Below are 25,106 nucleotides of genomic sequence, written 5' to 3' on the forward strand. Positions count from 1 at the left end.
TGACCGGACGCCAGCAAGTGTCCATTCAACTGGACATATGGTGTCGTCCAGATCGAGCGATAAGTCAAAGGGCTATATGCTGCGTTTCCGCGGTGCCTGGATCGCATGGCGCAACGCGATGCTGTCGTCCGCGCGATTCCAGCATTTCGCGACCCGCTTCTGGCTGACGCGTCCGGTCGCGCAGGCCCGTGCGCGTACGCTGTTCGATCTGGTCGCGGGGTTCGTCTACAGCCAGACGCTCGCGGCCTGTGTCGAGACCGGCCTGCTCGATCTTCTGGCGCGCGGACCGACCAGGATCGAGTCCGTGGCGGATCACTGCGGTTTGCCGCCGGATGGTGCGCTGCGCCTGTTACGCGCGGCGGCCGCGATTCGGCTGGTCGAACGGGTAGGGGCCGATTGGGTCCTTGGCAGCGCCGGGGCGGCGCTGCGCGGGAACGCGGGCATCGCCGAGATGATCGCGCATCATCCCTTGCTCTATGCCGACCTGGCCGATCCGGTCGCGCTGCTTCGGCGAGGTGGCGGCGGCGGAGCGCTTGCGCGGTACTGGACCTATGCCGAACAGCCCGGAAACGGCGCTGCGGAGGACGTCCGCGCATATTCCGGCCTAATGGCCGCATCGCAACCGCTTGTGGCGACGCAAATCCTGCAATCCTATCGGTTTGCCCGGCATCGGCGGATGCTCGACGTCGGGGGTGGGGAGGGCCGGTTTCTCGAGGCGGTCGCGGCGGCAGTGCCGGCGCTCGACCTCGGGCTGTTCGATCTGCCGGCGGTCGCGGCGCGGGCGCAAGAACGACTCGCCGTCGCTGGGTTGGGGGCACGGACCATGGTCCATGCGGGGAGCTTCCTGCACGACCCGCTGCCGCACGGTTATGATATGATCACGCTGGTACGTGTCCTCCACGATCACGACGATGGCCCAGCGCTGACGCTGTTGCGCGCGATCCACGCCGCCCTGCCACGCGGCGGGCGGGTGCTGATCGCCGAACCGATGGCGCAAACGCCCGGTGCCGAACCGTCCGGAGACGCATATTTCGGGCTGTATCTGCTCGCGATGGGATCGGGCCGCCCCCGCACGCCCACGGAAATCGGCGCCATGCTGCGCGCTGCCGGGTTCGGCGCGGTACGAACCTTGTCCACCCCGATGCCGCTCACCTGCCGTGTCATCGTCGCTCGACACGATTGACCGATCAAACAGATTGACAATCATAAGTGTCCAATTAGAGTGACACTCGAAGCAACGTCCTCTTGAACGTTGCTCGGGGAGAAGCACGGTGGAAACGCTGGCAGTGGTATTGGAGGCACCTGAACGGCTGATCCTCCGTCCGCTTGCGCTCAACCCGGTCGGCGCTGCCGACGTGCTGATCGACATCGCCTGGAGCGGGATCAGTTCAGGGACCGAGAAGCTGCTGTGGTCGGGGCGGATGCCGGCGTTTCCGGGCATGGGCTATCCGCTCGTGCCGGGGTATGAATCAGTCGGGCGGATTGTCGACGCCGGGGCCGATGTCCGCGGTCGGATCGGCGAATGGGTCTTCGTTCCCGGGGCGAATTGCTATCAGAAGGCGCGCGGGCTGTTCGGGGGGACGGCGCAGCGCGTCGTGTTGCCCTCAGCGCGTGCGCTGCCGATCGACGAGTCGCTTGGCGCGGAGGGGATCCTGATCGCGCTCGCGGCGACGGCCTATCATGCGGTCGCAGGGGGAAATGCGCCTGATCTGGTGATCGGGCACGGCATCGTCGGGCGACTGGTTGCGCGGATTGCTATCGCGATCGGCGCGCCCGCGCCGACGGTCTGGGAAACCAATCCGGATCGTCGAGATGCGGATGGCTATCCCGTCATCGATCCGGCGCAGGACGATCGCCGGGACTATGCGACCATTTGCGATGCAAGCGGCGCTACCGATATTCTCGACACCGCGATCTCGCGGCTCGCCAAGCGCGGCGAGATCGTGCTCGCGGGGTTTTACGACCGGCTGAGCTTCGGCTTCCCGCCCGCCTTCCAGCGTGAGGCGCGGCTCCGCATCTCTGCCGAATTCACCCCCGCCGATGTCGCCGCGACGACCGCACTGGTCGCATCGGGTGCGCTCCGGCTCGGTGGGCTGATCAGCCACATGCGCCCGGCGACGGAGGCGGCGGATGCCTATCCAGCCGCATTCGGCGATCCGGCGTGTCTCAAGATGGTGCTCGACTGGAGGGCTGCATGACGATGCTCGATCCCGGACCACTGCGGCATGAAGCCGAGCAGGAGCCGGACCCCGTTCCAACCGGGCCCATCACCAAGGAAACGCAGATCATCGCGATCTACGGCAAGGGCGGCAGCGGCAAGTCGTTCGCTTTGGCGAACCTCAGCTACATGATGGCGCAGCAGGGCAAACGCGTGCTGCTGATCGGTTGCGACCCCAAGAGCGACACGACGTCGCTGCTGTTCGGGGGCAAATCGACCCCGACGATCATCGAGACCAGCTCGCGCAAAAAGCTCGCGGGTGAGGAGATCGGGATCGAGGACGTCTGTTTCCAGCGCGACGGCGTGTTCGCGATGGAATTGGGCGGGCCAGAGGTCGGGCGCGGCTGCGGCGGGCGCGGGATCATCCACGGGTTCGAGACGCTCGAGAAACTCGGGTTTCACGAATGGGGCTTCGACTATGTCCTGCTCGATTTCCTGGGCGACGTGGTGTGCGGCGGCTTCGGCCTGCCGATCGCGCGGGACATGTGCCAGAAGGTAATCGTGGTCGCGTCGAACGACCTGCAATCGCTCTATGTCGCGAACAACGTCTGCAAGGCGGTCGAATATTTCCGCAAGATGGGCGGCAATGTCGGCGTCGCGGGGATGATCCTCAACAAGGATGACGGCACCGGCGAGGCGCAGGCGTTCGCCGCCGCGGTCGGCATCCCGGTGCTGACCGCGATCCCCGCCAACGAGGACATTCGCAAGAAAAGCGCGAATTACCAGATCATCGGCAAACCCGGCGGGCAATGGGCGAGCCTGTTCGAGGAACTCGCAGTCAACGTCGCGGAAGCCCCGCCGCTGCGGCCGTCGCCGCTCGACCAGGACGGATTGCTCGGGCTGTTCTCGGCGGATGTCACGGGGGCGGATTATGCGCTGAAGCCTGCGAGCCAGGCGGACATGCGAGGCGTTGCCTATGTGGCGAAGCCGACGCTCGAGGTGGTGTACGATGCCGTCTGAAGCTGGCCTTCCTTCTTCTGCTTCTAAGCCCCTCCCCTTCAGGGGAGGGGTTGGGGTGGGGACGTCCGACCGCGTCCGCGACGTGATTTCAAGCGTCCCCACCCCAAACCCCTCCCCTGAAGGGGAGGGGCTTACGTGTTCGAACGGCACCACCCTCCGTGAGTCCGCAGAACTAGCCGGAAAATCCGACATCCTCGCGCGCTACGACGCGGATTACCCCAAGGGCCCGCACGACCAACCCCAATCGATGTGCCCCGCCTTCGGCTCGCTCCGCGTCGGCCTGCGGATGCGCCGCACCGCCACGGTCCTCTCGGGCTCGGCCTGCTGCGTCTACGGCCTCACCTTTACCTCGCATTTCTACGGCGCGAAACGCAGCGTCGGCTACGTCCCGTTCTCGTCCGAGACGCTGGTAACGGGCAAATTGTTCGAGGACATCCGCGACGCGGTCCACCAGCTCGCCGACCCCGCGCTGTACGACACGATCATCGTCACCAACCTCTGCGTCCCGACCGCGAGCGGCGTGCCGCTGCAATTGCTCCCCGACCAGATCAACGGGGTGCGGATCATCGGGATCGACGTCCCCGGTTTCGGCGTGCCGACGCATGCCGAGGCGAAGGACGTCCTCGCGGGCGCGATGCTCTCTTATGCGCGCAAGGAGGCCGAGCTCGGCCCCGTCGCCGCGCCCAAGCAACGACCGGACCGGCCGAGCGTGACTCTCCTTGGCGAGATGTTCCCGGCTGACCCGCCAGGAATCGGGCTATTGCTCGAACCGCTGGGCCTTGCGGCAGGCCCGGTCGTACCAACCCGCGAATGGCGCGAGCTGTACGCGGCGCTCGATTGCGCGTGCGTGGCCGCGATCCACCCCTTCTACACCGCGAGCGTCCGCGAATTCGAGGCGGCGGGGCGCACGGTCGTCGGGTCGGCACCCGTCGGGGCGGACGGTACCGCGGCATGGCTCGACGCGATCGGCGCGGCGTGCGGGATCGCGCAGGACAAGGTCGATGCGGCTAAGAACCGCTTCCTCCCCGCAATCCGCGGCGCACTCGCCGCTCGGCCGATCGCCGGGCGGATCACCGTGTCGGGCTATGAAGGCTCCGAACTGCTCGTCGCGCGGCTGCTGATCGAGAGCGGCGCGGATGTGCCCTATGTCGGCACCGCCTGCCCGCGCACGCCTTGGTCCGAGCCCGACCGAGACTGGCTGGTGAGCCGCGGCGTCCAGGTCCAGTATCGCGCGAGCCTCGAACAGGATCTTGCCGCAGTCGATGCGTTCGGCCCCGATCTCGCGATCGGCACCACGCCCGTGGTGCAGCACGCCAAGCAGAAATCGATCCCGGCGCTCTATTTCACCAACCTCATCTCGGCGCGCCCGCTGATGGGGCCGGCGGGGGCGGGGAGCCTCGCACTGGTGGTCAATGCAGCGCTCGCCAACCAGGCGCGCTTCGACCGGATGACCGCGTTTTTCGAGGGGGTCGGTGTCGGCGCGACCGCTGGCGTGTGGGAAGACACGCCGGTCGACCGGCCCGAGTTCAAGGCGAAATACGCCGCCAAACGCATCGCTGCCGCCAAGGCCGAAGAAAGCGTGGGGTCATGAGCGGCCCTCTTTTCCCCCGTCACCCTGAACTCGTTTCAGGGTCCACCGCGCACCGCCGGCAGACTGTCGTTGTGGCACGGTGGATGCTGAAACAAGTTCCGCATGACGGCATGTTGGTGTGCGGAGGCCAGCAATGACCCTCATCCTCGATCACGACCGCGCGGGCGGTTACTGGGGCGCGGTCTACGCCTTCACCGCGATCAAGGGGCTGCAGGTCATCATCGACGGCCCGGTCGGCTGCGAGAACCTCCCCGTCACCTCGGTGCTGCACTATACCGACGCGCTCCCGCCGCACGAACTCCCGATCGTCGTCACCGGATTGGGCGAGCAGGAACTGGGCCGCGACGGCACCGAAGGCGCGATGAAGCGCGCCTGGGCGACGCTCGATCCGGATCTGCCCGCGGTGGTGGTGACCGGCTCGATCGCCGAGATGATCGGCGGCGGCGTCACGCCCGAAGGCACCAATATCCAGCGGTTCCTGCCGCGCACGATCGACGAGGACCAGTGGCAGTCGGGCGACCGCGCGCTGACCTGGCTGTGGACTCAGTTCGGGCCGAAGAAAGTGCCCGCACCGCGTCCGCTCAAGCCCGGCGAGCGGCCCCGCGTCAACATCATCGGGCCGATGTACGGCAGCTTCAACATGCCCTCCGATCTCGCAGAGATCCGCCGCCTGATCGAGGGGATCGGCGCTGAGGTCGGGATGGTCTTCCCGCTCGGCAGCCATCTCGCCGATGTCCGCAAGCTCGCCGACGCGCAGGCCAATGTCTGTCTGTACCGCGAATTCGGGCGCGGGCTGTGCGAGATGCTCGAGCGCCCGTATCTCCAGGGACCGATCGGCCTGGAAAGCACGACGCTGTTCCTCCGCACGCTCGGCGAACTGCTCGGTCTTGACCCAGAGCCGTTCATCGAACGCGAGAAGCACACCACGATCAAGCCGCTGTGGGACCTGTGGCGTTCGGTCACGCAGGATTTCTTCAGCACCGCGAGCTTCGGCATCGTCGCGACCGAAACGTACGCGCGTGGGATACGGAATTTCCTCGAGACGGACATGGGGCTCCCCTGCCACTTCGCCTTCGCGCGATCGGCCGGAATCAAGCCCGACAACCAGGCGGTGATCGACGCGATCCGCAGCAATCCGCCGCTGATGGTGTTCGGCAGCTTCAACGAACGCATGTACATGGCCGAGACCGGCGCGCGCGGCGTCTATATCCCCGCGAGCTTCCCCGGCGCGGTGATCCGGCGGCATACCGGCACGCCATTCATGGGCTATGCCGGCGCGACCTATCTAATCCAGGAAGTGTGCAACGCGCTGTTCGACGCGCTTTTCCACATCCTCCCGCTGGCAGGACAGCTCGACCAGGTCGAGGCAACCCCCGCACGGGTCGATCGTGACGTCGCGTGGGACGATGACGCCAAGACCGCGCTCGACGCGGTGATCGAACGCGAGCCGGTACTGGTACGGATTTCCGCCGCCAAGCGGATCCGCGACGCCGCCGAACGCGGCGCACGCCGTGCAGGCGAAGCCTCGGTCAGCGCGCGCCGCCTCGCGAACGCGATCAGCGAAAGCCGCGGCGGATGACGCGCACCTCAACCAGCCATTCCGCGTCGACGCGGACACCCGATCCCCACGGCACCATGCCGCGCGGATGCAGCCGGGGAGCGCCTGCGACGCTCCTGTCGATCGTCACCAAGGAGACGGAGCAATGAGCGACAAACGAGACGAGCGGTTCGGACCAGGAACCTATCTGACGCCCGAAGAAGCCAAGGAATTCCACAAGATCTTCCTGACCAGCTTCGCGCTGTTCACGGCGATCGCGGTGGTTGCGCACTTCCTGATGTGGACGTGGAAACCCTGGATCGACTGATTGCCCGACATCATCAAGAGGAGCCCACGCCATGTGGAGAATTTGGCTGATTTTCGATCCGCGACGGACGCTCGTCGCGTTGTTTTCGTTCCTGTTCGTGCTGGCGCTGCTGATTCATTTCATCTTGCTCAGCACCGACAAGTTCAACTGGCTCGATGGGCCGCGCCACGCACCCGCGGCGGCAAGCGCACCGGCGGCGCCGCCCGCGCAGTGAAGCGTACCGTTTCAGGATGACGGGGGCAGGACAACGGTTCCCGTCATCTTGAACCCGATGGACCGTGACCCCGCGCCCAGGCCGCATGCGGCCTGCGGGGGGAGGAGGGAGTCGTCATGGCGTTGCTGAGTTTCGAACGGAAATATCGCGTCCGCGGCGGCACGCTGCTCGGCGGGGATCTTTTCGATTTCTGGGTCGGCCCCTTTTATGTCGGCTTCTTCGGGGTGACGACAGCGATCTTCTCGCTGCTCGGCACGGGACTGATCGTCTATGCCGCGTCGCTCGGACCGACGTGGAACATCTGGCTGATCAGCATCGCGCCGCCCGACCTGTCCTACGGTCTGTCGCTCGCGCCGCTGCGCGAGGGCGGGTTCTGGCAGGTCATTACGATATGCGCGGTCGGGGCGTTCGTGTCCTGGGCGCTGCGCGAGGTCGAGATCTGTCGCAAGCTCGGGATCAGTTATCATGTGCCGATTGCGTTCGGGGTCGCGATCTTTGCCTATGTCTCGCTGGTGGTGATCCGCCCGTGGCTGCTGGGGGCGTGGGGCTTCGGCTTCCCGTACGGCATTTTCAGCCACCTCGATTGGGTGTCGAACACCGGCTACCAATATCTCCATTTCCACTACAATCCCGCGCACATGCTCGCGGTGAGCTTCTTCTTCACCACCACGCTCGCGCTCGCGCTGCATGGCGGGCTGGTGTTGTCCGCGGTCAATCCCGCGAAGAACCCTGACGGGTCGCAAGGCGAGGTCAAGTCGCCCGAATATGAGGACGCCTTCTTCCGCGACACGATCGGCTATTCGATCGGGACGCTCGGCATCCACCGGCTCGGGCTGTTCCTCGCGCTGAGCGCCGGGTTCTGGAGCGCGATCTGCATCATCATTTCAGGGCCGCTGTGGACTCGCGGCTGGCCCGAATGGTGGACGTGGTGGCTCAACCTGCCGATCTGGTCGTGAGGGGGAAAGACGATGGCACGCTATCAGAACATCTTTACCCAGGTGCAATTGCGCGGGGCCCCCGAAATGGGGCCGGCACTCGGCGCCTATGATTTCCCGCGACTGGGCGAGCCCGGTTTCTCCTACTGGATCGGCAAGATCGGCAATGCGCAGATCGGCCCGATCTATCTGGGCGGGCTCGGCATCCTGTCGCTGATGTTCGGCTTTTTCGCGTTCGAGATCGTCGGGCTCAACATGTGGGCGTCAGTCGGCTGGGATCCGATCCAGTTCGCGCGGCAATTGCCGTGGCTCGCGCTGGAGCCGCCGGGACCGGAATATGGCTTCCAGCTGTTCGTGCCGCTCGCCAAGGGCGGCTGGTGGCAGCTCGCCGGGTTCAGCATGACGACCTCGGTGCTGCTATGGTGGTTGCGCACCTTCCGCCGCGCAAAGGCGCTGGGGATGGGGACGCATGTCCCCTGGGCGTTCGCCAGCGCAATCTGGCTGATGGTCGTGCTCGGCTTCTTGCGCCCGATGCTGATGGGCAGCTGGGCGGAAGCGGTGCCGTTCGGCATCTTCCCGCACCTCGACTGGACCGCGGCTTTCTCGATCCGCTACGGCAATCTTTTCTACAACCCGTTCCACTGCCTCTCGATCGTGTTCCTCTACGGCTCGACGCTGCTGTTCGCGATGCACGGCGCGACGATCCTCGCGGTCGGGCGCTATGGCGGGGAACGCGAGATCGAGCATATCACCGATCGCGGTACCGCGGCCGAACGCGCGGCGCTGTTCTGGCGCTGGACCATGGGGTTCAACGCGACTTACGAATCGATTCATCGCTGGGCCTGGTGGTTCGCGGTGCTGACGACGCTGACCGGCGGGATCGGGATCCTGCTGACCGGCACCGTGGTCGACAATTGGTATCTGTGGGCGATCCAGCACGGCTATGCGCCCGATTATCCGGGCACGGGCGTAATCGATCCCGCCACGCTTCCGGGAGCATCGCAATGAGCGGTCTTGGCAGGATATTCGCGGCGACGGGGCTGATTGGCGCGACCGTCGCGCTCGGCGGGTGCGAACTCGGCCCCAAGCAATCGCAACAGACGGGCTTCCGCGGCACCGGGATGGCGCAGATCGTCGACCCCGATCATGTCGTCAAGCTCGGCGCGATTCCGCCGCCGCCCTATGCGCTCCCCGACGACAGCGGCCCGCGCGCACGCGAGGCCTATCAGAATGTCCAGGTGCTGGGCGACGTGTCGGCGGAGCGATTCAACCATTTGATGGCAGCGATGAACCAATGGGTCGCGCCGCCCGAACAGGGCTGCAATTACTGCCATAACCCCGAGAACATGGCCTCGGACGAGAAATACACCAAGGTCGTCGCGCGGCGGATGTTGCAGATGACGCGCAACATCAACGGCAAATGGTCGAGCCATGTCCAGAAGACCGGGGTGACCTGCTACACCTGCCACCGCGGCAATGCGGTGCCGACGTACAAATGGGCGATCGCAGAGGGTGTCGAGGATCCAGACACGATCGTGCGCAACAAGCACGGGCAGAACACCCCCAATGTCAGCGTCGGCTATGCCTCGCTCCCCTATGATCCGTTCCAGAGCTATCTCGCGGGCAAGGCGCAGATCCGCGTCGCATCGAGCAGCCAATATCCCTCCCCCAACCATGTCGTGTCGATCAAGGATGCCGAGAAGAGCTACGGCCTGATGATGCACATGAGCACCGCGCTCGGGGTCAATTGCACCTATTGCCACAACAGCCAGTCGTTCCGCTCGTGGAGCCTCAGCCGACCGCAGCGCGCGACCGCTTATTACGGGATCCGCATGGTCCGCGATTCGAACGAAGGGTATATCACCCCGCTCACCGCGGTGTTCCCGGCATATCGCAAGGGGCCACATGGCGATCCATACAAGATCAATTGCCAGACCTGCCACCAGGGCCAGTCCAAGCCGCTCGGCGGGTATTCGATGCTCGCGGACAATCCGACGCTGAAAGGGCCGCCCGTTCCCACCGCCGCCCCCGAAGGCGGCGCGGCGGGGGCGGCGGTGCCCGCGGTGTTGGCCAATCCGCAGGCAATGACGAAACGGCAGTGAGGCGCGCGCGTGCGCAGCCGGGCGGTTGCGCACGCCTCGCCCCATGGTCGGGAGCGCGATCATGGACGGGCTAAGTCTGCGCAGCCATCCGCTACGCGCCGCGCTGGCGGAGGAGATGCACGTCCGGCGGCTGCCGCGCTTTACCGCGCCATGCCGGCTGATGCAGATCGTCACGGTGTTGGGCGAAGCGGGGGCGGGGAGCGCCGGCGCGCATTTCGAGGCCGTGGCGATGCGGCTAGGCCTGACACTTGCGCCCGCGACCAAATATGCGGTGGTCGATCTCGGGGGCATGAAGCTTGTGCTCGAGCGACATACCGAATTCGCGAGCTACACCTTCGTGCGCGAGGGCGCGTTCGACCAGCCTTTCGCCAGCGGCGTGTTCGATCCAGCCGCAACCGGAATCCTGGCCGACATGCCCGGCGACGTCATTCGCGCAACGCAGATCGCCCTCTATCCCGCAGGGACCGATCCCCCCGGCGAAGCCATGCTCGACACGCTGTTCGTCCCCGAGGCGCTGATCCTGTGCGACGTCGCGGGGGGCAAGGCGCGGGTGATGTCCGATTTCCGGCTCAACCCCGACGGCTTCGGGCGTCTGCTGCTGCTCGACCAGGGGTTGCTTCGCGACGAACCTGCGCAACTCGTATTGCGACTCCAGGAACTCGGCAATTACCGCAACATGGCACTGCTCGGCTTGCCGCTCGCGCAGCGGCTGACTCCCGATGTATCGCGGCTCGAGGCGCGGCTTGCGGGGCTGACCGCCTCGGTGTCCGAGCGCGTGTCGCAGGATGACAGTCTGCTCGACGAGCTGACCTATCTGTCGGCCGAGCTCGCGCGATTGCTCGCCGAAACGCGCTACCGGATGAGCGCGACGCGCGCTTATGCGCAACTCAGCCTCGACCGGCTCGAGACGCTCGGGATCGGGCGAATCCCCGGCTATCAGACGCTGGCCGACTTTACCGAGCGGCGGCTGACCCCCGCGGTGCGGACCTGCGACAGCTTCTCGGCGCGGCTGGCGGACCTGTCGCAACGCGCGGCGTGGACGAGCGAACTGCTCCGCACGCGGATCGACATCGCGCTCGCCAAGCAGAATCGCGACCTGCTCGAATCGATGAACACCCGGACGCAACTGCAACTGCGCCTGCAGCAGACGGTCGAGGGCTTGTCGGTCGTCGCGATCAGTTACTATGCGGTCGCGCTGATCGGGTATCTCGCGGCGCCGGCGCATGCCTGGAAGGAATGGGTGATGGTCGCTGCGGTGCCCGCGGTGTTCGCGGGCGCGTGGCTGTTCGCGCGGCGGTTGCGACAGGGGTTGGCGGAATAGCGGTACGGCTTTGCGGCGCGGCGCTTCCCCCCCCGTTCGTTTCTCGACTAATTTCGAAACGAACGGGGAGGTGCAGGCGGTTCTATTCCGGTTGTACTCTCACGCCGCCAACGCGCGCCGCGCCAGCGCGCATTGCGACCAGATTTCCGACAGCGCGCTCACCAGTTTGTCGACATCGCCGTCCGAATGGACCGGCGAGGGTGTCAGCCGCAGCCGCTCGGTGCCGACCGGAACGGTCGGGTAGTTGATCGGCTGGACATAGATACCGTGGTGTTCGAGCAGCCAGTCGCTGATCATCTTGCACTTGTGCGCATCGCCTACCATCACCGGAATGATGTGGCTCGGGTTGTCGATCGTCGGGATGCCGATCGCGTCGAGCCGCCGCCGCACCTGCGCCACACGCGCCTGATGCTGCGCGCGTTCCGCGCCGCTGTGCTTGAGATGACGAATGCTCGCGGTCGCCCCCGCGGCAAGTGCGGGCGGCAACGCGGTGGTGAAGATGAACCCGCTCGCGAAGCTGCGGATGAAATCGCACAAAGCGGCCGATCCCGTGATATAGCCGCCCATCACCCCGAACGCCTTGCCCAGCGTTCCTTCGATCAGCGTGACCCGGTCCATCAGCCCTTCGCGTTCGGCCACCCCGCCGCCGCGCGGGCCGTAGAGCCCGACGCCGTGGACTTCGTCGAGATAGGACATCGCGCCGTGTCGTTCGCACACGTCGAGGATCTCCGCGATCGGCGCGATGTCGCCGTCCATCGAATAGACGCTTTCGAACGCGACCAGCTTCGGCCGGTCCGCAGGGATTTCGGACAGGCGGCGGTCGAGATCCGCCGCGTCGTTATGCTTGAAGCGGATGCACTGTGCGCGGCTGTGGCGGATCCCCTCGATCATCGAGGCGTGGTTGAGTTCATCCGACAGCACGACGCAATCGGGCAGCCGCGCGGCCAGTGTGCTCAGCGCCGCCCAGTTGGAGACATAGCCCGAGGTGAACAACAGTGCGGCTTCCTTGCCGTGCAAGTCGGCAAGCTCGGCCTCGAGCACGACATGCGCGTGGGTGGTGCCCGATATGTTGCGCGTACCCCCGGCGCCGGCGCCGCACGAATCGAGCGTCTCGTGCATCGCGGCCAAGACCTTGGGGTGTTGTCCCATGCCGAGATAGTCGTTCGAGCACCAGACCGTGACCTCGTCGACCCCACCCTCGGCGTGGTGCCGCGCACGCGGGAAGTGCCCCGCCTTGCGCTCCAGTTCGGCAAAGGTGCGATAGCGCCCGTCCTCTTTCAGCGTGTCGAGCTGAACCTGAAAGAATGCCTCGTAATCCATCGCATACCCTCCCGCGTCTAGTCGTTGGCAGCGGCTTCTGCCGCTTTGTTTCTGGCCGACGCCCAATGCCACATCTTGGCATCCCTGAGCGGCAGGACAAGAAAAAGATGCTCGATCATGCCAAGGGCGGAGAGCCCGGCAAGCAAGCTCGCGGTCACGCCCACGCCACTGCGCAGCGGCGCGGCTTCGGCGACGGTCCACGCCCAGATCGCAAGCCCGCCCGACCCGATCAGCGATACCGGCAGCAGCGCATTGCCGGCGCGCTTGCGGAAATAGCTCTTGAGATAGGCGAGATGCGTCGGAAACACTTCGTCGCTGAGATTGGGCACGCCGAGATACAGGTTGAACTTCGCACTCAGCCGCAGGACGAACAGCAACAGGAACGTGAGGGGTGCCGACTGGTTGGGCTGGCCCCAGGTCAGCGCGAACAGCAGCAGCGCGGTCGCGGCGATCGCGACTTCGTGATGGATCACCGTCGCGGTCGCAAGCCGAAGCCGGTCCCATCCGGCGGCATCTGGCGGGCAGGGCAGGCGATTGGGCCCGGCGACGAACCCCATCAGGAACCCCATCTCATGCCAGCCCCAGATCACGATCGCCGCTGCGAAGCCGAGATACGCGCCGCCCCAGCTCGAATCGTCCGCGCTCCACCACACCGCATCCGTCGCGACGAGGGCGAGCACCCCCGCCAGCGTGAAGCTCGTGCGGAAGGTCGCGCGCGGGCGGCTGTCGAGCCACACCACCGCCGCCGTCCCGATGAACCACAGCACCAGCGCGAACAGGAGCGGCGGGATCGTCACCAGGCCGGGACCAGCCGCGCGGAGGCTGGGATCGCGTTGCGCCGCACCGGCGTCAGATACAGCCGCGCGAACGCGACCCCCGCCGCGCCGATCAACGCGGTGCGCTTGATCCAGCCGGTCACGCCGCCTTGTTCCTTCGCGGCGTCGATCCCCGCGGCGATCCGGCGCATCCGCTCCAGCCCGGCGCGGAACGCGGGCGCATCGGTATCGAGCACGACCGGAAAGACCTGCCGCGTGATCTGCGAGCAGACCGTAAAGACGCGCTGGTCATAGTCGGTCGGGTCGATCCCGAGCGCCTTGTGGAAGGCGGGGCGATTGTGGTCGCGGACATACATCGTCGTATAGACGGCAACGAGGAAGAACCGGATCCACAGCACGTTATGTCCGCGCAGCAATTTGCGGTCGGTGCGCATCAGGATCGCGAACGCCTCGCCGTGGCGGAACTCGTCGTTGCACCATTCCTCGAACCAGTTGAAGATCGGATGGAAGCGCCATTCGGGGTGCTGCGCGAGATGCCGGAATATCGTGATGTAGCGCGAATAACCGATCTTCTCCGACAGATAGGTCGCGTAGAAGATGAATTTCGGGCGGAAATAGGTGTATTTCTTGGTCTTGGTCAGGAAGCTGAGGTTAACCCCGATCCCGGCATCCTTGAGCGTATCGTTGATGAACCCTGCGTGGCGGCTTTCGTCGCGGCTCATCAGCTTGAACAGCATCTTGATATCGGGGTTTTGCGCGCGCTTCTGGATCTCGGCGTAAAGGATGCAGCCCGAGAATTCGGCGGTGAGCGAACTCACCAGGAAATCGATGAATTCCTCGCGCAAGCCATCGGGCAGGCTTTCGATCACGCCGTCGAACGCATTGGTGCGGCGGAAATGGCGCCGGTTGGGATCGGCGACCATTTCGGCAATCAGCTGGTCCCATTCGGCGCGCACCGGCGACACGTCGATCCGGTCCATCGCCGCAAAATCGGTCGTGTAGAAGCGGGGAGACAGCACCGTATCCTCGCGCGCGATCCGCATCGTATCGGTGGGTGGAGTATCGGCGGGCGCAATCGCGGTGATGGCGTTCATGACAGTCTCCGATCCGAAAAGCTGACTTCGTACAGTTCGGTCATCTCGAAATGGCCGCAAAGCTTGGTCCACAATCGCTCGACCGCGCTCGCACGTTCGACCGTGGCGAGCCGCTCGAACACGCGTGAATCGCCGAACGCGACGTGGATCGGGTCGCCGTGGACCCGCACCCGGTCGCCCGGGTTGATCGCCACGCCGCCCGCGAGCTCGACATGCGCACACAGGAATTCGTCGCTATGTTCGACCAGCACGCGGCACGGCGTGTCGAAGGCGGTGCGGCGGAACGGGATCATTGTGAAACCTCCGGCGTCTCGAGCAGCGCCGCGAATGCCGCGCGGTTGGTCGTGCCGAACGCGTTGAGCTCGATCGACCGCCCGGTCGCGGTGTCGGTCAGCGTCAGTTCGCCGTCCTGCCACTGGGTGAGCGTAAAGGGCGGCGCGCTGCCGATCCCGCGCATCCGCCGCTCGCGTGCAAGCCCGCGCATCACGCCGCGGATGAACCCGGTCTTCTGATCGGGGACGATCACCGATGCGGTCTGCCCGGTGCCCGCATCCTCGATTCGCACCCCGCGATCGGGCGCATCCACGAACCGCAGCGTGCGCGACCGGACCGGCGTGATATGCTCCGCGCTGCGCAACAGGACGGGCGAGGCCGCGGGCGGAACCTGCGCTATCCGCATCGTCGCGGTCAGCGTGAAGGCGAAGGCGACGAGCGCGCCGCCGAGGATCAGCGCGCCGCGCGGGAGCTGTTCGGGGTGCGTCCGGCTCATGCCGCTACCGCCTGGCCGAATGCCGGCTCGGGCGTCGCGACCGGCGCGGGCTGCGCGACCGTGCCCTGCGGATGGACCGCGAGACACGCGCGCGCGACGAGGGCAGCGACGTGGCGCGCATCGGGCACCGCGCGCAGCATCGGCTCGGGCGTCGCGACTCGCCAAGGTCGCGCGTGCGGCCACAGCGCAAGGAACCCCAGTTTGCGCTCACTCTCGAGCGCGAGCGGCAAGTCGCCCGAGCCATCCGCCTGCACCGCCAGCCCGACGCTTGCGATCCGGCGCAGCGGCAGATTGATGCATTTGGAGAAAGCGATTCCGACGCGGAACACGATCCGGCGGTTGGTCAGCGTATACAGCGTCGTCCGCGCGGCGCCCCAGGCAAGCAGGTTGAGCAGCCCGACTGCGACCGCACCGAACCCGGCGGTCAGTCCGACCCCCGACAAGTCGCCGATTGCATCCACGCCGCGCGCCAGCGCTTCGCCGAGCGACCATCCCGCGAGCAGGACGAAATAGCCGGTCACGATCCGCGTATGATACGCGGTCCGCGCGAGCACGCGCCAGTCGGGGGCACCCTGCCACAGGATGCGTTCGTCCTTGGGGAGCAGCCCCGGCAGCCCCGGGATCGGTTCGTGGTCATGTTCGGTCACAGCAACGGCTCCTGACGATCGGGCGTGGCGTAGAGATAGCCGCCGCCGAAATAGCCGAGCGCACGGTCCTCCTCGTACAGGGTGATCCGGTCGGTCGCCTCGATCCGTGGCGCATCCGCGAATTGCGCGGCGGTGACCGCGTCGCACACCACGCGGCGGTTACCGCGCTGGATATCGGTCATCATCATCGGCACGAGCACCGTGCCGCCGACGGTCAGATCGACCGCGAGATAGCGGATCAGCCGGTCTGCGCGGTCGATCCACAGTTCCGAAACCGTCCCCGCCAGCACACCGTCACACCCCAGCACCGGCATCCCGCGCGGATCGGGATCGCGGCGTTCGATCGCAAAATCGAGCGCGCTGCCCATCGGCACGATCCGCGGATGGCCCTCCATGTCGATGTCGGGATGTTTTGCGCGGTTGGCGTAGGCCGCGGGGCCGATCCCGTCGACCAGCGGGTTGCCGGTCGGCGCATAGGGCGCGCCCGGAAAACGATCGGTGAAGCGCGCCGCGATCTCGACCGGTTCGCGCCCCTGCGTCGGGGTGGTCACGGTGCCGCGCCCGAACGACAGCTTGAACGTCTTGGGGAGCGCGGTGAGGAACGGTCCGCCTTCGGATTCGAGCCGCCCGGTAAACTCATGCTCGAGCGGATAGCCCTCGCGCCGATCCTCGCGGCGGAGATAGAAGACGAGGCAGATGAAGAACAGGACGAACGCGTAGAAGACCAGCAGCGCGACATCGATGCCGGGGGTTAGGGTCGGGTGCATGGTCTGTCTCCCCAATTAAGCCGGAAATTCGGCGAGGCCGAAACGGGTTTTGCCAAAGCGGATCGCGGCCGGATCGGTCGCCGGGCGGACGAGCGGCCCGAGCACGATCAGCGTCGCGAGCAGCAGCGCGATTTCGAGCGCGTAGACGATGCCGTAGCCGGTCGCGGGATCGGCCAGCGTTGGCCCGAGCGCGTGGCGGATCGCCGCCGCGGACGTCACGTCGCGCAAGATCGCGCCGATCGCGATCGCCAACCCGGCGCACGTCGCCTGCACCGCACCCCACGCCCCGAGCGCTAGGCCGGTCCGACCGCCGAGGTCGCGCGCGTCCGAAATCGCCATCGCCGCGGTCAGCGTGCCGACCGAGAACAGCCCCCCGCCAAATCCGATCATCGCGGCCCCGACCGCGAGCAGCGCGGCGGCGTGCAAGGGTGCGGCGAAGATCACGCCCAGGAACGCTGCGATCCCCGCAACCCCGCCGAACCCCGCCAGTCGGTGCGGCTCGGCACCCTTGCCGAGCGCACGCGCGGCGAGCGCGAAACCGCTCAGCATCCCGATCGCCCACAAGGCGGTCAGCGACGTCGTCGCGCCGACCGACAGTCCGAGGATCTGCCCGCCATAGGGTTCGAGCAGCACGTCCTGCATCGAGAAAGCTGCGGATCCGAGCCCGGTCGCGACGAGCAGCCGCATCGTCCGCGGGCGAGCGATGAAGATCGCCCACATCTCGCGGAAGCTCTCGCGGCGGTCGTTTGCCACGGTGCCGCCACGCCGTCGTGGCTCCTGTTTCCACAAGGCGGTGATGTTGAGCACGACCGTCAGCACCGCGGCCCCCTGGACGATCTGCACGAGGTGCGTCGGGGTAAAATGGTTGAGCAGGCGCCCGATCACGATCGCGCTGACCATCATGCCGATCAGCAGCATGACATACAGCAGCGCAACGACGCGAGGTCGGCTGTCGGGCGGCGCGAGATCGGTCGCGAGCGCGAGGCCCGCGGTCTGCGTCGTGTGCATCCCCGCACCGACCATCAGGAACGCGATCCCCGCGCCGACCTGCCCGACGATCGCGGGGCCATTCCCCAGCCCGGTCATCACCAGCAACGCGAACGGCAGCAACGCGAACCCGCCGAACTGGAGCAACGTCCCGAACCACAGATACGGCACGCGCTTCCACCCGAGCAGCGACTGGTGGTGATCCGACTTGAACCCGATCAGCGCGCGCAGCGGTGCGAAAACGAGCGGCAGCGACACCATCGCGCCCACCGCCCAACTCGCCATGCCGAGCTCGACGATCATCACGCGGTTGAGCGTGCCGGTCAGCAGCACCGCCGCCATTCCGACCGATACCTGGAACAGCGACAACCGCAGCAGCCGACCGAGCGGCAATTCCACGCTTGCCGCATCCGCGAACGGGAGGAACCGTGCCCCGACCTGGTTCCAGAATGCACCCGTGCGAAACCCTCCGCCCCGCACGGACGGCACGCGGTCCGCGTGCGGTTGGAGCGATCTCTTGAGGGCGGACAGGTCGCTCACCGCGTCACCACCTCAATCGCGTGGCTGGTATAGAAACTCGCGGAAATGCGGCGGTCACGCCCGATTGCGGCGGAAGGGAGCGCGGTGCGGATCAGCGTACGGAGCAACCGGTCGCGCACCGGCAGGATCGCAGGCGAACGGTCGCTGCGCGGGAACAGCCGGCCCATGCCAAGCATCGCCATCAACAGCGGAGTCTGCGGCGCGAAGGTGAAGACGATCGACCCGCGCGTCCGTTCGGCGAGCCGCTCCAATACACTGACGATCTCGAACGCGGGATAATGAATCAGCGAGTCCATTGCGACGACATGATCGAACTGTCCGAGCGCGGGGTCGAGCATGTCGCCAACGCGCCAGTCAATCGCCAGCTTAGCGGGCGCACGGTCGCGCGCGATCTTGACCAGGCTGCCCGCGACGTCGATCGCCACCACTTGCGCACCGCGTTCCGCCGCCGCAACCGCGAGCGCGCCGGTCCCGCACCCGGCATCGAGCAGCCGCAGCCCGGTCATGTCCGCGGGGAGCCAGGACAGCAGCGTGTCGCGCATGTCGTTCCGCCCCGCGCGCACCGTCGCGCGGATTCCGCTGACGGGGGCGTCGGAGGTGAGCTGTTCCCACGCCTTGGCGGCGGTGCCGTCGAAATAGGTTTCGAGCGTGCCGCGATAACGATGGTAGGTCGCCGTGGTCATCGCGCGTCCTCCGCTCGCAGCGGGATGACGGTCAGCGGGTGGGAACGGGATGGCATCATTCGAACCCCAGGAATTCGAAGATCTCGCGATCCTTCATCGGTTGCGCATCGAGCGGTTCGCACCCGGCCCACATTTGCGCGGCGAGGCGTTTGTATTCGAGACAGGCGGCATCGACCTCTGGGGTCGAGTCCATCTCGAACAACGTGCATTTCTTGAGCCGCGAGCGCCGGATCGCGTCGAGATCGGGGAAATGCGCGAGCCGCTTCAGGCCGGTCGCGGCATTGAACCGGTCGATCTCGTCGGTCGCGGCGGAGCGGTTGGCGATCACGCCCGCCATCCGCACATCGTAATTCTTCGCCTTCGCCTTGATCGCCGCGACGATGCGATTCATCGCGAAGATGCTGTCGAAATCGTTCGCCGCAACGACGACCGCGCGCTCGGCATGTTGGAGCGGGGCGGCAAACCCGCCGCACACCACGTCCCCGAGCACGTCGAAGATCACCACGTCGGTTTCCTCGAGCAGATGATGCTGTTTGAGCAATTTGACCGTTTGCCCGACGACATAGCCGCCGCACCCCGTTCCGGCGGGCGGGCCGCCAGCCTCGACGCACATGACGCCATTATACCCCTCGAACATGTAATCCTCGGGCCGCAGTTCCTCGGCGTGGAACTGGACCGTCTCGAGCACGTCGATCACGGTCGGCATCAGTTTCTTGGTCAGCGTGAAGGTGCTGTCGTGCTTGGGGTCGCAGCCGATCTGCAGCACGCGCTTGCCGAGCAGCGAGAAGGCGGCGGACAGGTTGGACGAGGTGGTCGACTTGCCGATCCCGCCCTTGCCGTAGACCGCGAACACCTTCGCGTTGCCGATCCGGTCGTTCGGATCGAGTCCGACCTGAAGCGAACCTTCGCCATCGAGGCCGCGGATGGGGGGATCGAGCAATGCCATGGTCATTTCCTTCAGGCCGCCACCGCCACGATTCCCTCGAGGCGGTCCTCGAGGTCGTCGCTGGCGGCATGGAGTGCGGCGAGCGTCGCCGCGTCGGGGGACCAGTATTTGCGCTCGCTCGCCTCGATCAGGCGGTTGGCGACGCGCGCGGAGGCCTTGGGGTTGAGCGCGGCGATCCGCTCGCGCATCGCCGCGTCGAGCACATAGGTTTCGCTGATCTGCTGATAGACCCACGGATCGACCTCGCCGGTGGTCGCCGACCAGCCCATCGTCGTGGTGACGCTGCCCTCGATCTGGCGGACGCCCTCATAACCGTGGCGCAGCAGCGCCTCGGTCCACACCGGGTTGAGCACCCGCGTCCGCGTCTCTAGCGCGACCTGTTCCTGCAAGCTGCGCACCTTGCCGACACCTTGCGTCTGGTCCCCGATATAGACCGGTGCGGTCTGTCCGCCCTTCGCCCGAGTCACCGCGCGGCTGATCCCGCCAAGCGTGTCGACATATTGGTCGATACTGGTGATGCCGAGCTCGACGCTCTCGAGGTTCTGATACGCGCAATCCACCGTCTGGAGGGCTGCCTTGAGGACGTCCGGCTGGCGCACCGGCGCGCCCTTGACGCCGTAGGCATAGCCCTTCTGCCGTTCGAAACTGTCCGCCAGCTCGTCTGGATCGGTCCATGCACCCGTGTCGATCATCAGATTGACGTTCGCGCCATATGCCCCTTCGGCATTGGAGAAGACGCGCAAAGCGGCGGTTTCCAGGTCGCAACCCTGCGCCGCAGCGTGCGCGCGCGCATGGCGACGGACAAAATTGTCGCTGTCGGGTTCGTCGGCCTCCGCCGCGAGCAACGCCGCCTGCGCGAGCATCCGCGTCTGCAGCGGGAGCAGGTCGCGGAACACCCCCGACAAGGTAACCACGACATCAATCCGCGGCCGCCCGAGTTCGGCAAGCGGCACCAGCTCCGCGCCCGCCAGCCGGTTGTAACTGTCGAACCGCGGCCGCGCGCCGAGCAACGCCAGCGCCTGCGCGATTTGCGCGCCTTCGCTTTTCAGATTGTCGGTGCCCCACAGAACCATCGCAACGGTCTCGGGCAGATGCCCCGAATCGGCGAGACTGCGATCGAGCAACCGCTGCGCCTGCGCTGCGCCATCCTTGACCGCAAAGGCGGAGGGGATGCGGAACGGGTCGAAGCCGTGGATGTTGCGCCCGGTCGGCAGGATCTCGGGATTGCGCAGCAGATCGCCGCCAGTGACCGGGTGGATATAGTGCGCGGCGAGCGCGGCGACGATTCCGTCGATCTCGCCATTGGCCGACAGCGCACGGTCGAGCGCGGCCATGTCCTGTAACAGCGGCGTGTCGGGCGTGACGGTCCCGTCGACCAACGCGACGATCGTGTCGTGCGGCAGCGCCTCCCCGCGCGCGTCCGACGACGCCGCGATCATTGCGATGCGCTCCTCGCGTGTCGCGGCTTCGCCCGCGACGTGAAGCCCCTGCGGGATGAGTTCGCGCTCGATCTCGTAAAGCTTGGCGGCGAGGTCGGAGATCCAGCCGGTCGCCTCTGCAGGGCCACCCCCGAGGTCCAGCGCCGCCGCCTGATCCGCGATCAGCTCCGCCAGATCGTGCGCCTCGTCGCTCGCCGGATCGGCCACACGCCACCGCTCGACCGACGCCTTGAGCGCGGCGAGACCCTTGTACACCCCCGCGTTGGTCAACGCAGGCGTCAGATAGGATACCAGGGTCGCGCCCGAACGCCGCTTGGCGAGCACGCCCTCCGACGGGTTGTTCGCGGCATAAAGATAGATGTTGGGCAAGTCGCCGATCAGCCGGTCGGGCCAGCATTCTGCGCTCAGCCCGCTTTGCTTGCCCGGCATGAATTCGAGACTGCCATGCGTCCCGAAATGCAGCACCGCATGCGCCGCGAAATCCTCGCGCAGCCAGCGGTAGAAGGCGGCGAAGGCATGCGTCGGCGCGAACCGCCCGGCGAACAGCAGCCGCATCGGATCGCCCTCATACCCCAGCGCGGGTTGCAGCCCGACGAAGACGTTCCCGAACTGCCGCCCGAGGATCTGCACCGACGTCCCGTCCGATTGCAGCTTGCCCGGTGCCGGCCCCCAACTCGCCTCGATCTCGGCGAGCCAGGCCTCGCGCGCGACGATCGTGTCCGCGCTGACCTTCGCATGGACATTCGCCTCGGTCCCGAAGCGCGCGGCATTGCCGCCGAGGATCGCCTCGCGCAGCGCATCGACCGTCGCGGGGAGTTCGACCCGATACCCTTCGCGCGCCAGCCGCCCGAGCGTCGCATGGAGCGATGCGAACACGCTGAGGAACTGCGCGGTCCCCGCGGCACCCGCATTGGGGGGGAAGTTGAACAGCACGACCGCGACGCGCTTTTCGGCGTTCTCCGCGCGGCGCAGCGCGATCAGCTTCACCACGCGCGCGGCGAGCATCTCGGCACGCTCGCTGCACGCCTGCATCGCGCGCGGGGCGGTTGCATCGGGGAACGTGCAGCGGCGCGTGCAACCGGTACAGGCGGTGCCGTCGGACTTTCCGCCGAACAGCATCGGCACCGTCCCGCCATCGAGTTCGGGAATCGCGATCATCATCGTCGATTCGAGTGGGAGCAAGCCCTGTCGGTTGAGCGCCCATGCCTGGAGCGACTGGAATTCGACCGGATGCGCCGCGACATAGGGCACGTCGAGCCGCGCGAGGATCGCCTCGGCTGCGGCTGCGTCATTATAGGCAGGGCCGCCGACCAGGCTGAACCCGGTGAGATTGATCACCGCGTCGACCACCGCCACCCCGTCGCGCAGGAAGAAACGCTCGATCGCGGGGCGCCCATCGAGCCCGCCAGCGAACGCCGGGATCACGTCCATCCCGCGCGCTTCCAGCGCGGCGATCACGCCGTCATAATGCCCGGCATCCTTGGCCAGAATGTACGATCGCAGCATCAGCAGCCCGACGGTACCCTTCGCCCCGCGGCGTCGCGGCAGCTCGGTCGCGGTCGCGGCGATCCGGTCGGGCAGCGCGGGGTGATAGACGCCGACTTCGGGATAATCCCGCGGTGCCTGCGCCCGCATCGTTCCGCGGAGCGCAATGCGCGGGCCATCCGCATACCGGTCGACCAGCGCGCGGACCATGTCGACGACATTGTCGTCCGACGCGGCGAGCCAATATTGCATCGTGAGGAAATAGGCGCGGACGTCCTGCGCGGTGCCGGGGATGAACTTGAGCAATTTGGGCAGGCGGCGCAGCACCGCCATCTGCTTTGCACCCGAACTTGCGGCAGGCTTGGGATTGCCGCGCATCTTCTTGATGAGCGCGAGCATCCCGGTGGCGGGCTTGTCCATCCGGTAATCGCCCATGCGCGTCAGCTTGACGATCTCGGCGGCGGACATCAGCCCGATCATCGCGTCGCACTGGTCGCGCCGCGCCTGCAGTTGCGGCAGCACCGCGCGCACGTGATCTTCCAGGAACAACATCGTCGCAAGGATGATGTCGCCGCGCGCGATGTCGGCGCGGGCGGCGTCGAGCGTCTCGGGCTTTTCCTCCCAGTCGGCGGCGGCGTGGAAGGCGATCGTCATGCCCGGGTGGGTGCGGGCGAGCAGCGCCTGCGCCCGCTGGACCGCGCCCGCCAGATGATTGTCGAGCGTGACGATCACGATCCGCACGGGGGGCGGTGGGGGTGCGCTAACGGGCATAATGTGCCTTTGCGTCATAGAGCGTGTCGAGCGTGATCGCGGCGATGCCCTGCTCTGCGGCATAGCGCTCGGTATTGCGCCGCGCCTTGCCGCGGACGAAGAACGGGATCTTGAGGAGCTCGCGCTCGGCGTCGGGACTCCATCCTCCCCTCCCGCAAGCGGGAGGGGCCGGGGGTGGGCTCGCGCTATCAACGTCCGTTCCCGTGGAGGGCGCGCGCCCACCCCCGGCCCCTCCCGCTTGCGGGAGGGGGGCAGAAGAATGCCCCAGATGGCTCGCCCCCGCCGCGTCCGAAAATTCGAAATCGTCGCGAAACATCGTCAGCAGATGTTCCTCCAGCCCCATCACCAGCGGGTGGACCCAGGTGTCGAACAGCACGTTCGCACCCTCGAACCCCATTTGCGGGCTGTAGCGTGCAGGAAAATCCTGGACGTGCACCGGGGCGGAGATGACCGCGCACGGGATCCGCAACCGCTTGGCGATGTGCCGCTCCATCTGCGTGCCCAGCACCAGCTCGGGCTGCAGCTTGGCGATGGCGTCTTCGACCGCGAGATAATCGTCGGTGATCAGCGGCTCGAGCCCGTACAGCGCCGCCGCCGCGCGCATCTCGCGCGCGAATTCGCGGTTGTAGCAACCGATCCCGACGACCTCGAACCCGAACTCGTCGCGCGCGACCCGCGCGGCGGCGATCGCATGGGTCGCGTCGCCGAACACGAACACGCGTTTGCCGGTCAGATAGGTCGAGTCGACCGAGCGGCTCCACCACGGCAACCGCGACGTGTCGAACGCGGCGGCGGGATCGACCCCGGCAAGCGCCGCGACCTCGGCGATGAAATCGCGCGTTGCGCCGTGGCCGATCGGGACGGTGCGGACGGTTGGCTGTGCGAACGTCCGCTCGAGCCAGCGGCATGTGGTGTCGGCGATCTCGGGATACAGGCAGATGTTGAAATCCGCTTCGCCAAGTCGCGCCAGGTCCGCCGGAGTCGCGCCGAGCGGGGCGACGACGTTGACGTCTATTCCGAGCGTTTCCAGCAAGCGCGTGATTTCGACCACGTCGTCGCGGTGGCGAAAGCCGAGCGCGGTCGGCCCGAGGATGTTGGCGCTGGGGCGCGTTCCTCTTTCTTCCTTCCCCGGCGAAGGCCGGGGCCCAGTCGAGATGTCGGCGGTAACCGGGGGCAGTGCTTCGTTTCCATCGTCCCGCTCCTGGGCCCCGGCCTTCGCCGGGGAAGGAGGCAGCGGGGCCAGCGCACGCACCAACTGGTAGAAAGTCTCCGCCGCGCCCCAATTCTCCTTGCGCTGATAGCTCGGCAGTTCGAGCGCGATCACCGGGATCGGCAAGCGCAGCGCCGCCGCAAGCCCGGCGGGATCGTCCTGGATCAACTCCGCGGTGCACGAAGCGCCGACCAGCAACGCTTGCGGCGCAAAGCGGTCGACCGCCTCGCGCACCGCGGTCTGGAACAAAGCGGCGGTGTCGCTCCCCAGATCGCGCGCCTGGAACGTCGTGAAGGTCACCGGTGGCCGCTTGTCGCGGCGTTCGATCATCGTGAACAACAAATCGGCATAGGTGTCGCCCTGCGGCGCGTGAAGCACGTAATGCACACCCTCCATCGCGGTCGCGATCCGCATCGCGCCGACATGCGGCGGGCCTTCATAGGTCCAGACGGTCAGCTGCATGACA

The 25,106-nt window shown here is 66.7% G+C and carries 23 protein-coding genes; 11 read left to right on the top strand and 12 right to left on the bottom strand.

Annotated elements, in window-relative coordinates:
* The first annotated feature begins 76 nt into the window (after positions 1-76).
* The 11 genes from AC3WJR_RS01200 (at position 77) to AC3WJR_RS01250 (ending at position 11,206) form a co-directional block, all read left to right on the top strand.
* Positions 77-1,183: a methyltransferase gene (locus AC3WJR_RS01200; RefSeq protein WP_492721585.1), complete on the top strand. Its 1,107-nt coding sequence runs from the start codon at positions 77-79 to the stop codon at positions 1,181-1,183.
* An 88-nt stretch (positions 1,184-1,271) separates the two neighbouring features.
* Positions 1,272-2,198: a chlorophyll synthesis pathway protein BchC gene (gene bchC / locus AC3WJR_RS01205; RefSeq protein ID WP_492721586.1), complete on the top strand. Its 927-nt coding sequence runs from the start codon at positions 1,272-1,274 to the stop codon at positions 2,196-2,198.
* Entirely contained in the window at positions 2,195-3,178 is a 984-nt protein-coding gene (locus AC3WJR_RS01210) for a chlorophyllide a reductase iron protein subunit X (protein WP_354284777.1), read from the top strand. The genes bchC and AC3WJR_RS01210 overlap by 4 nt, the downstream gene beginning before the upstream one ends.
* On the top strand, positions 3,168-4,769 hold the full coding sequence (bchY, locus tag AC3WJR_RS01215; protein WP_492721588.1) for a chlorophyllide a reductase subunit Y: 1,602 nt from the start codon (positions 3,168-3,170) through the stop codon (positions 4,767-4,769). The genes AC3WJR_RS01210 and bchY overlap by 11 nt, the downstream gene beginning before the upstream one ends.
* Positions 4,770-4,902: 133 nt before the next feature.
* On the top strand, positions 4,903-6,348 hold the full coding sequence (bchZ, locus tag AC3WJR_RS01220; protein WP_492721590.1) for a chlorophyllide a reductase subunit Z: 1,446 nt from the start codon (positions 4,903-4,905) through the stop codon (positions 6,346-6,348).
* Between the two features lie 124 nt (positions 6,349-6,472).
* On the top strand, positions 6,473-6,634 hold the full coding sequence (pufB, locus tag AC3WJR_RS01225) for a light-harvesting antenna LH1, beta subunit (protein WP_354284771.1): 162 nt from the start codon (positions 6,473-6,475) through the stop codon (positions 6,632-6,634).
* Positions 6,635-6,665: 31 nt separating this feature from the next.
* Positions 6,666-6,848, top strand: a complete 183-nt coding sequence (gene pufA / locus AC3WJR_RS01230) for a light-harvesting antenna LH1, alpha subunit (protein ID WP_354284769.1) — start codon at positions 6,666-6,668, stop codon at positions 6,846-6,848.
* A 116-nt stretch (positions 6,849-6,964) separates the two neighbouring features.
* Positions 6,965-7,804: a photosynthetic reaction center subunit L gene (pufL, locus tag AC3WJR_RS01235; protein WP_354284767.1), complete on the top strand. Its 840-nt coding sequence runs from the start codon at positions 6,965-6,967 to the stop codon at positions 7,802-7,804.
* Positions 7,805-7,816: 12 nt separating this feature from the next.
* Complete coding sequence (gene pufM / locus AC3WJR_RS01240) at positions 7,817-8,791, top strand: photosynthetic reaction center subunit M (protein ID WP_492721595.1); 975 nt, start codon at positions 7,817-7,819, stop codon at positions 8,789-8,791.
* The gene (gene pufC, locus AC3WJR_RS01245; RefSeq protein WP_492721598.1) at positions 8,788-9,885 is read left to right on the top strand and encodes a photosynthetic reaction center cytochrome PufC; all 1,098 of its coding nucleotides are present in this window, start codon (positions 8,788-8,790) and stop codon (positions 9,883-9,885) included. Before pufM ends, pufC begins: the two co-directional genes overlap by 4 nt.
* A gap of 61 nt (positions 9,886-9,946) precedes the next feature.
* Positions 9,947-11,206, top strand: coding sequence for a DUF3422 family protein (locus AC3WJR_RS01250; protein WP_492721600.1), 1,260 nt, complete (start codon positions 9,947-9,949; stop codon positions 11,204-11,206).
* 99 nt (positions 11,207-11,305) lie between these two features.
* Here AC3WJR_RS01250 and hemA read toward each other — a convergent pair whose 3' ends face one another.
* The 12 genes from hemA to bchB are packed head-to-tail and all read right to left on the bottom strand — an operon-like array spanning position 11,306 to position 25,102.
* Entirely contained in the window at positions 11,306-12,526 is a 1,221-nt protein-coding gene (hemA, locus tag AC3WJR_RS01255) for a 5-aminolevulinate synthase (RefSeq protein ID WP_492721604.1), read from the bottom strand.
* 17 nt (positions 12,527-12,543) lie between these two features.
* Positions 12,544-13,323 carry a putative photosynthetic complex assembly protein PuhE gene (gene puhE / locus AC3WJR_RS01260; RefSeq protein ID WP_492721606.1) on the bottom strand — a complete coding sequence of 260 codons (780 nt, stop codon included), beginning with the start codon at positions 13,321-13,323 and terminating at the stop codon, positions 12,544-12,546.
* Positions 13,320-14,396 (bottom strand): magnesium-protoporphyrin IX monomethyl ester (oxidative) cyclase, encoded by a 1,077-nt coding sequence (gene acsF / locus AC3WJR_RS01265; RefSeq protein WP_492721609.1) that lies wholly within the window; start codon positions 14,394-14,396, stop codon positions 13,320-13,322. Before acsF ends, puhE begins: the two co-directional genes overlap by 4 nt.
* Positions 14,393-14,689, bottom strand: coding sequence for a hypothetical protein (locus AC3WJR_RS01270; RefSeq protein WP_354284752.1), 297 nt, complete (start codon positions 14,687-14,689; stop codon positions 14,393-14,395). The genes acsF and AC3WJR_RS01270 overlap by 4 nt, the downstream gene beginning before the upstream one ends.
* On the bottom strand, positions 14,686-15,165 hold the full coding sequence (gene puhC / locus AC3WJR_RS01275; RefSeq protein WP_492721612.1) for a photosynthetic complex assembly protein PuhC: 480 nt from the start codon (positions 15,163-15,165) through the stop codon (positions 14,686-14,688). The genes AC3WJR_RS01270 and puhC overlap by 4 nt, the downstream gene beginning before the upstream one ends.
* On the bottom strand, positions 15,162-15,812 hold the full coding sequence (gene puhB, locus AC3WJR_RS01280; RefSeq protein ID WP_492721614.1) for a photosynthetic complex putative assembly protein PuhB: 651 nt from the start codon (positions 15,810-15,812) through the stop codon (positions 15,162-15,164). The genes puhC and puhB overlap by 4 nt, the downstream gene beginning before the upstream one ends.
* Positions 15,809-16,579, bottom strand: coding sequence for a photosynthetic reaction center subunit H (gene puhA / locus AC3WJR_RS01285; RefSeq protein WP_492721616.1), 771 nt, complete (start codon positions 16,577-16,579; stop codon positions 15,809-15,811). Before puhA ends, puhB begins: the two co-directional genes overlap by 4 nt.
* A gap of 15 nt (positions 16,580-16,594) precedes the next feature.
* Positions 16,595-18,106, bottom strand: coding sequence for a BCD family MFS transporter (locus AC3WJR_RS01290; protein ID WP_492721618.1), 1,512 nt, complete (start codon positions 18,104-18,106; stop codon positions 16,595-16,597).
* On the bottom strand, positions 18,103-18,789 hold the full coding sequence (gene bchM, locus AC3WJR_RS01295; protein ID WP_492721620.1) for a magnesium protoporphyrin IX methyltransferase: 687 nt from the start codon (positions 18,787-18,789) through the stop codon (positions 18,103-18,105). Before bchM ends, AC3WJR_RS01290 begins: the two co-directional genes overlap by 4 nt.
* 55 nt (positions 18,790-18,844) lie before the next feature.
* Complete coding sequence (bchL, locus tag AC3WJR_RS01300; RefSeq protein ID WP_492721622.1) at positions 18,845-19,735, bottom strand: ferredoxin:protochlorophyllide reductase (ATP-dependent) iron-sulfur ATP-binding protein; 891 nt, start codon at positions 19,733-19,735, stop codon at positions 18,845-18,847.
* An 11-nt stretch (positions 19,736-19,746) separates the two neighbouring features.
* Positions 19,747-23,430 carry a magnesium chelatase subunit H gene (locus tag AC3WJR_RS01305; RefSeq protein WP_492721623.1) on the bottom strand — a complete coding sequence of 1,228 codons (3,684 nt, stop codon included), beginning with the start codon at positions 23,428-23,430 and terminating at the stop codon, positions 19,747-19,749.
* A complete protein-coding gene (bchB, locus tag AC3WJR_RS01310) occupies positions 23,420-25,102 on the bottom strand; it encodes a ferredoxin:protochlorophyllide reductase (ATP-dependent) subunit B (RefSeq protein ID WP_492721625.1) in 1,683 nt (560 codons plus the stop codon). Before bchB ends, AC3WJR_RS01305 begins: the two co-directional genes overlap by 11 nt.
* Between the last annotated feature and the right edge of the window lie 4 nt (positions 25,103-25,106).

This window comes from Sphingomonas sp. FW306-05-A (genome assembly GCF_058782275.1).